14 protein-coding genes are annotated in these 13,698 nt (G+C 45.2%); 1 reads left to right on the top strand and 13 read right to left on the bottom strand.

Translation table 11 applies throughout. The features are described 5' to 3' along the window. Positions 1 to 17 precede the first annotated feature (17 nt). From dprA to MKX35_RS14870, 4 genes are all read right to left on the bottom strand, one after another. Entirely contained in the window at positions 18 to 1,136 is a 1,119-nt protein-coding gene (gene dprA / locus MKX35_RS14885) for a DNA-processing protein DprA (protein ID WP_076285410.1), read from the bottom strand. A 221-nt stretch (positions 1,137 to 1,357) separates the two neighbouring features. Beyond that, complete coding sequence (sucD, locus tag MKX35_RS14880; RefSeq protein ID WP_042128953.1) at positions 1,358 to 2,287, bottom strand: succinate--CoA ligase subunit alpha; 930 nt, start codon at positions 2,285 to 2,287, stop codon at positions 1,358 to 1,360. Positions 2,288 to 2,349: 62 nt separating this feature from the next. Continuing rightward, positions 2,350 to 3,510, bottom strand: coding sequence for an ADP-forming succinate--CoA ligase subunit beta (gene sucC / locus MKX35_RS14875; RefSeq protein WP_042128955.1), 1,161 nt, complete (start codon positions 3,508 to 3,510; stop codon positions 2,350 to 2,352). Positions 3,511 to 3,861: 351 nt separating this feature from the next. After that, positions 3,862 to 4,350, bottom strand: coding sequence for a MarR family winged helix-turn-helix transcriptional regulator (locus MKX35_RS14870; protein ID WP_305953481.1), 489 nt, complete (start codon positions 4,348 to 4,350; stop codon positions 3,862 to 3,864). Positions 4,351 to 4,492: 142 nt separating this feature from the next. On the opposite strand from MKX35_RS14870, the gene MKX35_RS14865 reads away from it, so the two are divergent. Continuing rightward, complete coding sequence (locus tag MKX35_RS14865; protein ID WP_042189459.1) at positions 4,493 to 4,921, top strand: organic hydroperoxide resistance protein; 429 nt, start codon at positions 4,493 to 4,495, stop codon at positions 4,919 to 4,921. A 311-nt stretch (positions 4,922 to 5,232) separates the two neighbouring features. On the opposite strand, the gene MKX35_RS14860 is transcribed toward MKX35_RS14865, so the two are convergent. The 9 genes from MKX35_RS14860 to lepB form a co-directional block, all read right to left on the bottom strand. Then, the gene (locus tag MKX35_RS14860) at positions 5,233 to 6,930 is read right to left on the bottom strand and encodes a YifB family Mg chelatase-like AAA ATPase (RefSeq protein ID WP_076299249.1); all 1,698 of its coding nucleotides are present in this window, start codon (positions 6,928 to 6,930) and stop codon (positions 5,233 to 5,235) included. 190 nt (positions 6,931 to 7,120) lie between these two features. After that, the gene (locus MKX35_RS14855) at positions 7,121 to 7,630 is read right to left on the bottom strand and encodes a metallophosphoesterase (RefSeq protein ID WP_076299250.1); all 510 of its coding nucleotides are present in this window, start codon (positions 7,628 to 7,630) and stop codon (positions 7,121 to 7,123) included. Between the two features lie 38 nt (positions 7,631 to 7,668). Then, positions 7,669 to 8,082, bottom strand: coding sequence for a hypothetical protein (locus MKX35_RS14850; protein ID WP_139328534.1), 414 nt, complete (start codon positions 8,080 to 8,082; stop codon positions 7,669 to 7,671). 153 nt (positions 8,083 to 8,235) lie between these two features. After that, positions 8,236 to 8,622: a YraN family protein gene (locus tag MKX35_RS14845; RefSeq protein WP_042189462.1), complete on the bottom strand. Its 387-nt coding sequence runs from the start codon at positions 8,620 to 8,622 to the stop codon at positions 8,236 to 8,238. After that, the gene (locus MKX35_RS14840) at positions 8,619 to 8,927 is read right to left on the bottom strand and encodes an EscU/YscU/HrcU family type III secretion system export apparatus switch protein (protein WP_042128964.1); all 309 of its coding nucleotides are present in this window, start codon (positions 8,925 to 8,927) and stop codon (positions 8,619 to 8,621) included. Before MKX35_RS14840 ends, MKX35_RS14845 begins: the two co-directional genes overlap by 4 nt. Beyond that, on the bottom strand, positions 8,924 to 11,080 hold the full coding sequence (locus MKX35_RS14835; RefSeq protein ID WP_076299251.1) for a hypothetical protein: 2,157 nt from the start codon (positions 11,078 to 11,080) through the stop codon (positions 8,924 to 8,926). Before MKX35_RS14835 ends, MKX35_RS14840 begins: the two co-directional genes overlap by 4 nt. Before the next feature lie 72 nt (positions 11,081 to 11,152). After that, a complete protein-coding gene (locus MKX35_RS14830; RefSeq protein ID WP_076299252.1) occupies positions 11,153 to 11,764 on the bottom strand; it encodes a ribonuclease HII in 612 nt (203 codons plus the stop codon). Positions 11,765 to 12,027: 263 nt separating this feature from the next. After that, the gene (ylqF, locus tag MKX35_RS14825) at positions 12,028 to 12,888 is read right to left on the bottom strand and encodes a ribosome biogenesis GTPase YlqF (protein ID WP_042189465.1); all 861 of its coding nucleotides are present in this window, start codon (positions 12,886 to 12,888) and stop codon (positions 12,028 to 12,030) included. A gap of 29 nt (positions 12,889 to 12,917) precedes the next feature. Beyond that, positions 12,918 to 13,526, bottom strand: a complete 609-nt coding sequence (gene lepB / locus MKX35_RS14820) for a signal peptidase I (RefSeq protein WP_042189466.1) — start codon at positions 13,524 to 13,526, stop codon at positions 12,918 to 12,920. Positions 13,527 to 13,698 lie beyond the last annotated feature (172 nt).

The raw sequence follows: 13,698 nt of genomic DNA, 5'->3' as shown, positions 1-13,698 counted from the left end.
ACACTCGTACCTCTATATTAAATTACCTTATAAATAGCTCCTGGTAATTGTGCTACCGCTTTTTTTATGATTAAAGATAACAGAACTGAATGCAAATGTCCAAAATCCCATCCTGTCCTCACAAGCAGATCGTCCAAAATAAAGGGGCCTTGATGCAGTATATGGTATAGGTGTAACTCCTCATTTGTCAATTTCTTTTCAATTAACAAATCGTCAGCTACCTGTTTAGAGGGACCGCTTTCACCTGTTTTTGAGAGGTTTGCCGGGAGAAAAGAAGTGTATTCTTCTAAAATATCTAGTGCACCGGTTACCAGCTTTGCCCCCTGTTTAATCAGATCAAGAGCACCTCTACTTTTTGGAGACGTAATAGGTCCAGGGACAGCAAAAACATCCCGTCCTGCCTCCAAGGCAGCATCTGCTGTAATGAGTGATCCACTTCTACTATCCGCCTCTACGACCACTGTCCCGTATGTGAGGCCTGCAATAATTCGATTGCGCTGCGGAAATAACCCTGGATGACTTTTGGTTCCAAGGGGATACTCTGTTAGCACTAACCCATCAAGGGAAATCAATCGTTCAAGCTCCTTATTCTCAGGCGGGTAGACCCGATCAAGTCCTGTAGCCACTACCGCTATTGTGCCTCCACCGCTTCTTAGCGCAGCTTCATGACAAACGCTATCAATCCCCCTAGCTAATCCGCTAACCACTGTTAGACCTGCTTCACTAAGCTCTTTCGTGAGGATCTCCCCTACCTTCCGTCCATAAGCTGTTGGCACACGAGTACCGACCATCGCTACACTGGGTGTCGATAACAGATTCAAACGCCCACGATAATAAAGAATCCATGGTGGCTGAGCCGTCTCCTTCAATAAATGGGGATAGTCTGCATCAAAAATCGTAACCATGTTTACAGCACTTTCTTCCATTAGTAAGCGGCGGTTTGCTATCCACTCCAACGTATATATTGAAGCAAGTTGAATCGACACTTTCTCGCTCAATCCAACCTGTTCCCAGTCTTCTGAGCTACAAGAAAATGCTTTTTCTGACAAAAGCCCAGCTCTGCGAATTTTGTCGATAGTTTTCCAGCCAATGCCTTCCACTTCATTAAAGCCGAATAGTAGTTCCCGTTCTTCCATATCATTTTTCGCCCCTTAACATGGAAGGCCTAGCCTTCCCTATTTTGTGTTACACCTCTTGAAAACGCAAGCATTTCTTTAAATTCAATAAATTTCTATTTAAAATAAAAAAAGCAACCTTTCATCCCTAAATAGGAACAAAAGGTTGCTTACCTCTTTAATTAATTATACACGAAATAACCTCACTACGCGGAGTGATTTCTCTGTCTTAACTTCACTAATTAGTGCGATGTAAAAGCATTGAGAATACCGCGCTCTTCAAGCACACTTACGAGTGTTGAACCCATTTCAGCAGGTGTAGGGGCTACCTTGATTCCGCAAGCTTCCAGTACGGCAATTTTTTCGCTTGCTGTACCTTTCCCTCCAGAAATGATAGCACCAGCATGCCCCATACGCTTGCCTGGAGGTGCAGTTGCTCCTCCAATGAAGCCTACAACTGGCTTGGTCATGTGTTCACGAATCCACTCTGCTGCTTCTTCCTCTGCAGTTCCACCGATCTCTCCGATCATAATAACTGCCTTCGTACCCGGATCTTCATTAAACAGCTTCAAAATATCAATAAACTCAGAGCCTTTAACCGGGTCTCCGCCAATACCTACAGCCGAAGATTGCCCAATTCCACGCGTGGTCAGCTGATGAACCGCCTCATAGGTTAGCGTTCCGCTACGCGAGACCACTCCTACATAACCAGGCATATGAATATAGCCAGGCATGATTCCAATCTTACACTCTCCAGGAGTGATAACACCCGGACAGTTTGGACCGATCAACACTGTAGAACGACCTTCCATATAACGTGAGACTTTTACCATATCAAGCACAGGAATACCTTCGGTAATACAGATAACCAAATCCAGCTCTGCATCTACAGCCTCCATGATGGAATCTGCCGCAAATGCTGGCGGTACATAAATCACACTAGCAGTTGCACCAGTAGCTGCCTTAGCAGCTGCGACTGTATCAAATACCGGAAGACTAACTTCACTGCCATTTTCAAGGGTGATATTAACTGTCGTTCCACCTTTACCCGGCGTTACTCCTCCAACCATCTGAGTTCCATAATCAAGCGCACCCTTAGTATGGAACAAGCCAGTTGCTCCCGTAATACCTTGCGTGATAACTTTCGTATTTTTATCTACAAGAATGCTCATGCCTTAAGTCACATCCCTACTTATATTGTCAAATACGATAACTGGCTTCAAATTCCGAGCCATTATTGCACAAGAGATACAATCTTACGGGCACCGTCCGCCATAGAATCAGCAGCTACAATGTTAAGTCCCGATCCAGCCAAGATTTGCTTACCCAATCCAACATTTGTTCCTTCAAGACGTACAACAAGCGGTTTAGTCAATCCCAATTGACTTGCCGCTTCCACAACACCGTTAGCAATAACGTCACAGCGCATAATACCGCCGAAAATATTAACGAAAATTCCATTTACCTTTTCATCCGATAGAATGATTTTAAAGGCTTCTGTAACTTTCTCGGTAGTTGCACCGCCCCCTACATCAAGGAAGTTGGCGGGTTCGCCTCCGTAATATTTAATTATATCCATCGTTGCCATCGCTAGGCCTGCACCGTTCACCATACAACCAATATTGCCATCAAGTGCAATATAGCTCAGGTCATACTTAGAGGCTTCGATTTCTTTCAAATCTTCTTCATCTAGATCCCGAAGCTCTTGAATATCTTTGTGACGGAACAAGGCATTGGGGTCAAAATTCAATTTAGCATCTAGAGCCATCACATTCCCATCCGCAGTAACTACCAATGGGTTAATTTCGGCAATAGAGCAATCTTTATCCACAAAAGCTAGATATAGCGCTTGCATGAATTTCACAGTCTTGCCTACCAGTTCATTAGGAATAGAGATGCTGTAAGCTAATTTACGAGCTTGGAAAGTCTGCAAACCTACTGCCGGATCAATGATTTCTTTGAAAATCTTCTCCGGATGTGTAGCTGCAACCTCTTCAATCTCTGTGCCACCTTCTTCAGATGCCATCATAACCACTCGACCAGTTCCTCTATCAACAACGATACCGATGTAATACTCTTTAACAATTTGACAGCCCTCTTCAATGAGCAGCCGTTTTACTACCTTACCCTCCGGACCAGTCTGGTGAGTAACTAAAGTCTTACCGAGAATTTCGGTTGCGTAAGTACGCACTTCATCGATATTCTTAGCAACCTTTACACCTCCAGCTTTACCTCGTCCACCTGCATGAATCTGAGCTTTAACTACAACAACCGGTGTACTCAGTGACTCTGCGGCTTCTACCGCTTCCTCCACTGTATAAGCTACTTTTCCATTCGGTACGGCCACACCGTACTTCTTAAGCACTTCTTTTCCCTGATACTCGTGGATATTCATAGCGGTAGCCTCCTAAAGTAGCGTGGTGACTTAACAGGCAGCCTGTTGTCATCTCGCCTTCCGTTTTGATTGCCGCGGGGTTAGGGATAGGCTGATGCTAAACATGCAGCACTATTCCGGAACCAACAGAAACTGCTCTACCACTCGTAAAAGAATGGCCTTATTTCTGTGAGAGACATTGAGTAAATCTATAAGACTAAGCTTATACTTACCTATATGCCATATAAAGGAACCCAGAATAGTGTAACATGTTTTTAAAACGCTTTCCTTAAATATATTCATGATTTGTACACATTTTTTCGCTTGATTTCATGCCGGAATGCGAACGATCGCACAGACTCCTGATTATACTTACTTTTTACTATCTTGAGTGTTCGCATCATGAACACGATTTAGCAAGCTTTTGAACTGCTCAAGCAGCTCTACAGTCTCATCGCCGGACATAGTCGTTTCTTCCATCATTTTCCCGGGAATACAAGCCGCGTTGCTTTGAAGTGCCCAGCCCTGTTCCGTTAGTGAAATCAGAACTTTTCGCTCATCTTGTGTCGAACGTTCACGCACGATCAACCCTGCAGCTTGTAGGCGTTTTAAAAGAGGTGTCAGCGTACCCGAATCCAAAAATAGCGCCTCACCAATTTCTTTAACCGTACATTGCTGCCGTTCCCATAACACAAGCATTACCAGATATTGCGAGTATGTTAAACCGATCTTATCCAAATAAGGTTGATACAGCTTTGTGATCTCACGAGAGCAAGCATAAATCGTAAAACAGAGTTGATTCTCAATCAGCAGCTCAGGTGTAGTCGTCATCTTTTGCATATCTTCTTCATTCATTTTCATATCTTAATCACCTGCCTTATACCCTTATTTTATCATAATTCACTCATAACATCATGTTAATAGGAAAAAATAATTTGACATTATAGTTAATTGTGATAAATTAGATTGTACACAAACTAATTAGGAATTGGAGAGATACACAATGATGACGATCCAGCAAAAAATGTATGAAACCACTGTTAAAGCCGTAGGAGGAAGAAACGGTTTTATCGAATCAGAAAGCCCTAAGCTCAATCTTACAATCAGCACACCACGCGAAATGGGAGGTGCCGGTGGCGAAGGTACAAATCCTGAGCAATTATTTGCAGCTGGTTATTCCGCTTGTTTCGATAGTGCACTGAACATGGTTGCCCGACTCGGAAAAGTGAAAATTGAAGGTAGCGAAGTAACGGCCACAGTCAGCTTTGGTAAAGTTGAAGATGGAGGTTTTGGCATAGCAGTTAAACTTGATGTGCTAGTTAAAGGCGTTGACAGAGAAACCGCAACCTCTTTAGTAGAGGCTGCTCATGGCGCTTGTCCATACTCCCGCGCAACCCGCGGCAATATCGCTGTAGAATTGAATGTGCTGTAAAGGAACTATAGAGAATTATTTTCTCAAACGAAGCCCTAACGGATACAGATGATTTTAAATGCAACATACGTCCACTTTTGAATATTAATGAGCCCCATCGACGCTATTGATAAAAAAAGACTATATTTGGGCCGTTTTTAAAAAAATAGTGTCTCTGGAGTCCGAAAGCACGCTCCAAAAGCTAAAAATGCCCATATCACGTCTTTCGGGTCCATAAGATTCCAGAGACGTTAACAATTTCGCGGGTGAAATCAATAACCCAAAAACAGAGCAGCAATTCGCCAATAACGGGAATCGCTGCTCTATTTAGTTTATTCTTCTGTCATCGCCTGCCGGTCTAAATTACGGTACTGCACAGCCTCCGCAAGATGCGCGGAAGTAATATCCGGTGCGCCTTCCAGATCAGCTATTGTACGGGATAGCTTAATAATTCGATCATGCGCTCGCATGCTTAAACCTAAATTCTCCAGAATGTCATACAGCAATTGGGCACCTTCACGGCTAAGACTTGCATATCTCCGAAGGGAAGCGCCGGAAAGTTCACTATTCCAAGAAATAGGCAAACGCTTAAACCGTTTAGCTTGTATCGTCTGTGCGGCCATCACCTCTGCATACATCTCAGCCGAAGATAGAACATGCCCCTGACGATCCCATTCCTTTGGGCGAGGAACATCCACCTGTAAATCAATACGATCCAATAAGGGTCCTGATATCTTTGCGCGATATTGAGCAATCCTGGCGGGGCTGCATGTACAATGTTGTTGAGAAAGATTACTCCCAAAATAACCGCAGCTACAGGGATTCATCGATGCGGCCAGCATGAATTTTGCAGGATAGGTAAAAGAAGCTCGAGCACGACTTATGGTAACAACCCCGTCTTCGAGCGGCTGGCGTAACACTTCAAGTACATTCCGAGAGAATTCGGGCAACTCATCTAAAAAGAGAATCCCTCGATGCGCAAGACTAACTTCACCCGGCTTTGGAATGCCTCCACCCCCAATAAGGCCTGCGGCCGATATCGTATGATGGGGAGAGCGAAAAGGACGACTACGCAGTAAGCCGTTGTGGGCATCTTTTAAAGTTCCTGCTGCGCTAAATATTTTGGTTACCTCTAGTGCCTCACTCTCAGACAATTTCGGAAGGATGCTTGGAAGGCGTTTAATCAGCATCGTCTTCCCTGTACCGGGTGGACCGATGAGCAATATATTATGCATACCCGCTGCCGCAATGGTTAGGGCTCTTTTTACATGTTGTTGCCCTAGCACATCACTGTAATCATCCATCATCTCGTTCATTCCAAATGAGGAGTCCTCAGAAGTACCGTAAACTGGGGTATATTTAAGATGTTCCAAAGAAAGGACAAGAACCGGAGGTCGGTCATTAGCATCTATCCCCTTGGTCACAGTTACAGGAAAAGGAAGAGATGATAAAGAAGGCATATCTTCGGAAACTCCCCCATTCCTTTGGTTCTGTTCGTCTTCACCTTTTGCTGAATTGGACAGTGATTCTTCCGGGTTCGGTAATGCGCACAAATGATCGATTGCGTATATATTTATACCACTGATCAAAGCTGCCTCAGCAGCATTCCCTTCAGGAAGCAGTACAGCCTTAAATCCATTTTTGCGCGCAGCTTCCACCATTGGTAGAACACCTGATACTGGACGCAGACTACCGTCAAGCGCAAGCTCTCCAATAAAAAGCACCTCATTGGCTGAGGGCATTATCAGTTGACCACTAGTTATCAGTATCCCCAGGGCAATCGCAAGGTCAAAAGCAGAGCCTTCTTTGCGTAAGTCGGCTGGTGCAAGATTTATCGTAATGCGCTGCTGGGGATACCGATAACCACAGTTCTTAATAGCGGCTCTTACTCGTTCTACTGCCTCACGAATCGCAGAATCAGGCAGACCAATGATATTCGTCTGTGGCAATCCATTCGCAAGATCAATTTCTACACCTATCATTACCCCTTCAATTCCATACAGACATGCACTATGCATTTTTCCATACATAAAAACACCTCATCTCCTGAAATACACCCCTGTTTGGGTGTCACATCTTCAAGATAAAAGGTGCTTCCTTATTTTCCGGTAATAAATTTGCTATTATATCTCATTATATATAGGGAATCTTTGCGTAATCAAGAATTATTAATAAACATCGAATTGCATAAATACGCATAAATAATCCCATAGACCCACATTAACCTTCTTCACTCACTATGACAGAGTCCCTAATCTGTTCAAAGGTCAACGGTTTATAGTTCCAATGCTCTACACAAATGTTAAAATAATTCTTTCCTTCATATTTTTGGCCGTGAATATGACCATGCACATTTACGTAAGGTATATGTTTATTCATATACATAGGCTCATGTGAGAGAAAAAAGAAATCCTTATAAATCAGCGGATATTCACTAACCTCGTCAAAACCTGCTTCAAGCCACCAATCCCGACCGCGTCCCCGATCATGATTGCCGAGAATTAGAATCTTATAGCCATGTAACCTCTCCACTATAGCATGTGTCGCTTCTTTATTAAGAAATGAAAAGTCTCCCAAATGAAACACTTTATCATCCGGATTTACTACCGAATTCCAACTCTCAATCATGGCTTCATTCATTTGCCCCACATCTATAAAGGGTCTGGATTCAAAATCAATAATCAACTTATGTCCAAAATGATGGTCGGATGTAAAAAAAACGTTAGCCATGTTCACCCTTCTTTCTTTTTTGATCATAGTTTGTATGATTATCTCCAGTCACGCCGCTTATGTGATCGTTTTTTATTATCGCTCTGGATGAGTTCAGCTAGAGGGGGAGTCTCTTCATTCTCAATGAGCCAGCCACGCATCTCTTTAATCGCTTCCACCTGTCCATTTCCTTTATCACGCCATGTAAGAAGCTCTATGACTTTTATAACAAGCGCTAAGAGACTGCTATTGCTGTTTTGTGATTTATCAGCACGGATTTTTTGAAATAGCGCCTCATTTTTCCAATCGATTAATATTTCCTCAGCTATAGTGGGCCGCATAACCGTGAAGTTCTTATTGCAATTTGCACAACAGACAACGGATACTGGCTCTGCGGTAAATTTCACTTCAATCTTCTGCTGGCAATATTGGCAAGCAAAACTAACCTGCATTTCAAAAGGTTTATTCTTCACTTAAACAGCCCTCCTCATGATGACATTAAAAAGTTACTCTAATGTTTACCCATTTCTTTTGAGAAATGACCCACTGTGCGGAGGCTATGTAAAGACTTTTTTCATAAGAATGCTAGTGCCCATAATGAATGGCGTGAGAATATGGGGTGCAGCTTAAAAAGCCTCACGTATATGCCCCAAAGAAGCGATGCTTAAATCTTCATTCAGTAAAATGCTAATGACGTCAAAAGTTACTCTTCGATCATCATAACCTTTCATATGCAAATAAACCTGTGCTGTATTTCGCACTTGATGTATTTTTCGAGTATTCACTGATTCCTCCGGAGTCCCTTGATATAGCTCTCCACTACGACTGCGAACTTCAACAATAATAATACAGCCTTCGTTCTCCGCAATAATATCAAGTTCTCCGGTTCGACAACGCCAATTTCGTTCTAAGATCTTGTACCCACAAGTAGATAAGTACTGCACAGCCCCGTCTTCAGCAGCGGCTCCCTTCTGTTTGCGGTTGTAGCGTTCTCTTGTGTATGGCTCTTTCATTCCGGTCTCCGTTCACCGGCGGAACGGTCGCTCTGATACACAAAGCTGAGGATTTCAGCCACTAGCTGATAAAGTTCAGATGGAATCTGTTGATCTAGATCGAGCTTTGAAAGAACTTCTACGAGAGCTGCGTCCTCTTGGACAGCAACCCCACTCTCTTTAGCTTTTTGCAGAATCAGATCCGCTATCGCCCCTTGTCCTTTGGCAACAACGACAGGTGCCTCGCTTTGTCCTGGGCTATATTTGAGAGCGACCGCTTTTTTGAGCCCTTGTGAAATTGGAGGTACAGGCTCATTCTCGTTCATATACGGTAATCCACTCCTTTATAAGCATCAGGAACATAATCAACAAGCTTACTATGGGGATTGGCAAGTTCTGTAGATAGCTTTAGTTCTGGTAAAGGTTCAGTTCTTAATCCCGACAACTGATAACCAATAGATTCTACTGCCGTTTTAATGTCATCACGCCGCTGTTCCAGCAGCTCAAGCACCCAAGGATGATCATTATGCAGCTTAAGACTAACGATTCGATCAACAACCTGCACATCAACCAGTGTCTGGCCGATCTGCTTCATATCCAAATCAAACCAGAGCCTGCAATTGGCAGCATCTAATTCACCCTTGCGTCCCCGGCGCGACTGAATATGAACGGAAGCTGTCTCCTGCCCATCTGGACCCTGCAGCGGCAAGAACAAAGTTACTTGCGCGAAAGGAGCCGTTCGATCTGTATTGAGCAGCAGCTGTTGTCCTGTCAGCTGCTGCACTAGTCCGCTCGCGGCTTCTTTTACCGCGGGCGGCACCTCGCTGCTGCTCATGATCTGCAGCAGCACGCCCTTCAAGGTGTCGGTGGCTTGTTCGCCTCCGACACCCGCACTGCCAAGCGCGGCCGTACCTGTCGCCGCGCGGGCCGTCTCAGCGGCGGCTACTGCGACGCCGCGCACCGCCTGCTGCTCGTGCTCCGCACCGAGCAGCTTCAGCACCCGCCCCACCCACGACTCCGCGTCCGCGGGTGGGGCGGTGTCCGGCTGCACCGGCGAAGCCGTCGCAGCCGGGGCCTCCCCGCGCGGCGCAGCAGCCGCGGGGGCAGGGCTTGCTCCCGCCGCGTCAGCGGGCGGGACCATGGCGAGCTGCGGCAAGCTGCCGCGCAGCTCGGTGAGCACGCCCTGCAGCTTCGCAAGCAGGGCGGGACCACTTGCTGCGTGGGGCGCCGCACCAGCAGCAGTTCCTTCGGCGCTCACACTCGCGCCACCCGGCATAGCCCCGCTCTTATCCATCGAGGCAGCCCGACTCTTATCTGCCTGTATAGCACTATCCAATGCCCCATCCTTATTCAAATTCAAGGCATTACCTTGAATCTCAACTTCACTGGAACGGATAGGATTATTCACCGCACTATCAGCTTGAGCGCTTAAAGCACTATTTAGAGCGCCGGATGTCAGGCCAGGTGTTGATTTACCAGCCATAGGCTCTGTAACAATACCACCCTTCGAGATCTGAGCTCCTTCACCTGACTCATCAACTACAACTGGCTTGCCAGTTTCAATCCCCGTTTCATTATCAGAAGCTATATTAAGAGTCACCTTGACTGGCGTACCTTGTTCAACCGGTTTCAGAGCACCTTCAGCTGCTCCTTCTGAAAGAGCCGTACTTCCGCTAGCAATAGTGCCTTCAGCAGTTTTAGTTGTAGCTTGTCCATTTCCTTTAGCTGCCAATTGTATAGGGTCAGCTTCTGTGACATCACTCTCAACAACACCCATGTTATTCCCACTTCCAGCACCTGCAGTTACCGAGGGTTCGAGTTTTCCAGTAAATGTACCCATTCCAGCTTTAGATTCTGCGGTCATTGTTTCTTCATTAGCAATTTGACCTGCCCATATAGTAATCTGATCTTCCAGTGCTGATAAAAGCTGATGCAGCTGCGGGCCAAATACAGCCTGCTGCAATCCTCTCACACTCTCAGCTGTAACGGGTAGTCCCCGCTTTACAGAAATGACAGCTGCGTCAAGCCACTCTGAAGCAGGCACACCAGCTGGTTTTGCACTCATTACCGCATCCAGCAAAGCCGCTGTCTCTTTTGTAAGTGGAACGCCTCCTGCTTGCATCGCTAGTACAATTTCTCGACCTGCTTTGGAATCAGCTAATCCGAGCGACTCCAAGGCCTCACCCATGCTTTGGGGAGTGACTAACGCCGTTTCACCGAGGGAGACCGGCTTCAATACGGGTAATCCACCTTCTCCGGGTGATCCAACCTGTAAATTCAAGGTTTCTCCAGGCAGTAATGGTGTTTCTAATTCTGCACGAACAGGTGTACCTTGGATTTGCACAACCGCTTCTTTGCCTGAATCCGATACAGAGAGAACAACACCACGAACAACTTGCCCTTCTTTTAACTCTAAAGACTTCGCTGCACCCGGTTTTTGTTCTCCAAGCAATCCACGGATCAATGTTCCGATATTCATACCGTTTCTCCTCCCTCCATTTTCTCTCTTCTTACTATATCGGTATTCATCCTACTTTTTTAAGCATTGCTTCTAGAATAACGTTTGCTGCTCCGCGAGAATCCGCCCAATAAAACTGCGCCGATGCATAGGTGTTGGACCTAGAGCCGTAATTTGTTCCCGATGAAGCTTGGTCGCGTAACCTTTATGTATCGCAATCCCATAATCAGGGTATAATTCCTCCCACAGACCTTCACACAACCTGTCTCGTGTCACTTTAGCGATAATCGAAGCTGCTGCAATGGACTGACTATTAGCATCTCCTTTAATAATTGCATGTTGTGGCAATGGGAGGTCTACCTTTTCAGCATCGATCAGCATATAGTCAGGAGTGTGCTCTAGACTCTCAACCGCCTTTTTCATGGCCAGGCGTGAAGCTTGCTTAATATTAATCTCATCAATGACAGTAGAGTCTACGTACCCCACACCCACGGCCAGCGCTTGCTCCATTATAATCTCGTATAAAGCATCTCTCTTTTTAGCTGTAAGTTTTTTGGAATCATTCACTCCATCAATAATAAGCCCCTCTGGCAAAATCACCGCTGCTGCGACGACATCCCCAAACAAGCAACCTCTTCCTACTTCATCTACGCCTGCTATTCGGCGATAAGACTGTTCCCAGCCTTCTTTTTCATAGGCCAACATATCTAACGAACTCACTAATTTGTCACCGCCAATTATGAATTATTCTATGATCTATATAAGTCAGCTTATCATAGTAAAGCTTACATGGTCATCTTAAAATAGACGTTCCAATTTAATCCATTCCCATAAAATATCCCCACAAAGTGGGGCTTAGCTTGAGGCGTACTCAGGTACTTTGTCGAGGACCCAAACATAAAAAAGAGCCTCCGAAATTTCGGATGGCTCTTCCATACCTAGTCCATTAAACACAGAATTCACACCATTTAAGGCGTTTCCAGCGTAAAGCGTCCAAGCTTACCTGCCCGTAGCTCATGCAACAAGGCCCGCGAAGCTTTTTCCAGATCTACACGTCCACCGCTGATTAGACAACCGCGTTTACGACCCACGGCTTCCATAACAGCTACGATCTCATCTGGATTCTCCAGATCCTCAGGAAGCTTCTCAATGCCAAAGCGTTCTTGAAATCTAGAGCCGTAGTCCTTCACCAAATATTTCACTGCATAAAAGGCGATGTCCTCAATATTCAGGATTTCTTCCTTTATTGCACCTGTTACCGCTAGGCGATAACCTACTTCTTGGTCCTCAAATCTCGGCCATAAAATACCTGGGGTATCCAGAAGCTCCAAGTTGCCGCCTGTCTTAATCCACTGTTGACCCTTGGTTACCCCTGGGCGGTCACCAGTAGCAGCAATACTCTTACCAGCCATCCGGTTAATGAGTGTTGATTTACCAACGTTAGGAATACCAACGATCAATGCACGCATCGCTCGCGGATTCATTCCTTTTGCAATCTGCCGGTCAATCTTTTCTTTTAGCAGCAGCTTGACTTGCTCTGGAATATCCTTTACACCTGTTCCAGTAGATGCATCAACAGGATAAGCAACATGCCCTTGTGCCTTGAAGTACGCTAGCCATTTCCGTGTAATTTCTGGATCTGCCAGATCCGCTTTGTTCAAAATAATCAATCTTGGCTTATCCCGCAAAATATCGTCAATCATCGGATTGCGGCTGGAAAGCGGCAGACGGGAATCGAGCAATTCTATCACAACATCAATCAGCTTCAGCTTATCCTCGATTTGCCGCCTAGCCTTCGTCATATGACCAGGAAACCATTGAATGGCCATTGCCGTCACCTCCTTTGACTTCTGTCAACTTAATGGTTAATCAGTGAAATATCCTTTATCGGCCAGAAGATTAAATCTGCACGGCCTACAATATCCCCCAGAGGTACATAACCGATCATTCGGCTATCCGTACTATCCGAGCGATTATCCCCCATAACGAACACATGTCCTTCAGGTACAGTACCATCTGGGAACTCTTCATTAGGGAAATCTTTATTATTATACAGAGCGTTGATACTATGCTTTGCATCAATTGCATCTTGGATATAGGTCTCATTAACAACTTCCCCGTTAACTGTAACTACATCCCCTTCTACTTTCACAGTATCTCCAGCGACACCGATTACACGTTTAATAAAATCTCTACCCTCAGATGGCACGTGGAATACTATAACCTCGCCCCGCTGCGGAGATCTAATATCGTACAAAATCTCATTTACGATAACACGTTCACCAGTATGGAAATTAGGCTGCATGGAAGGTCCATCTACAATAAAAGGCTTGAACAAAAGCCAGCGAATCAGAAAAACCAACACTAAAGCAATCGCAATGGCCTTGACCCATTCCAAGACTTCATTTTTAGGTTTACGTGGGTTCTGCGCGCTTGATTCCAAAGTTTCACTTTGTTCCTGCTGCATAGTTCACCGTCCTCTCTTAATACTACTCTTACTATACAACACAAAAAAGCTCCTGCCAAAAACCCCTCCACAGATACTCCTTCAGGAGGCCTTTTCGGAGAAGCTGATCCCCAAGCGTATATGTCGCACGCATTGTATGCCAAGCTAAAACGCCCTTAGCGTCCTTTAAGGC

The sequence above is a fragment of the Paenibacillus sp. FSL R5-0923 genome (assembly GCF_038009145.1).
GTDB lineage: Bacteria > Bacillota > Bacilli > Paenibacillales > Paenibacillaceae > Paenibacillus_AQ.
The sequence above is the reverse complement of the archived record's forward strand: the minus strand, read 5'-3'. Positions and strand labels throughout refer to the sequence as shown.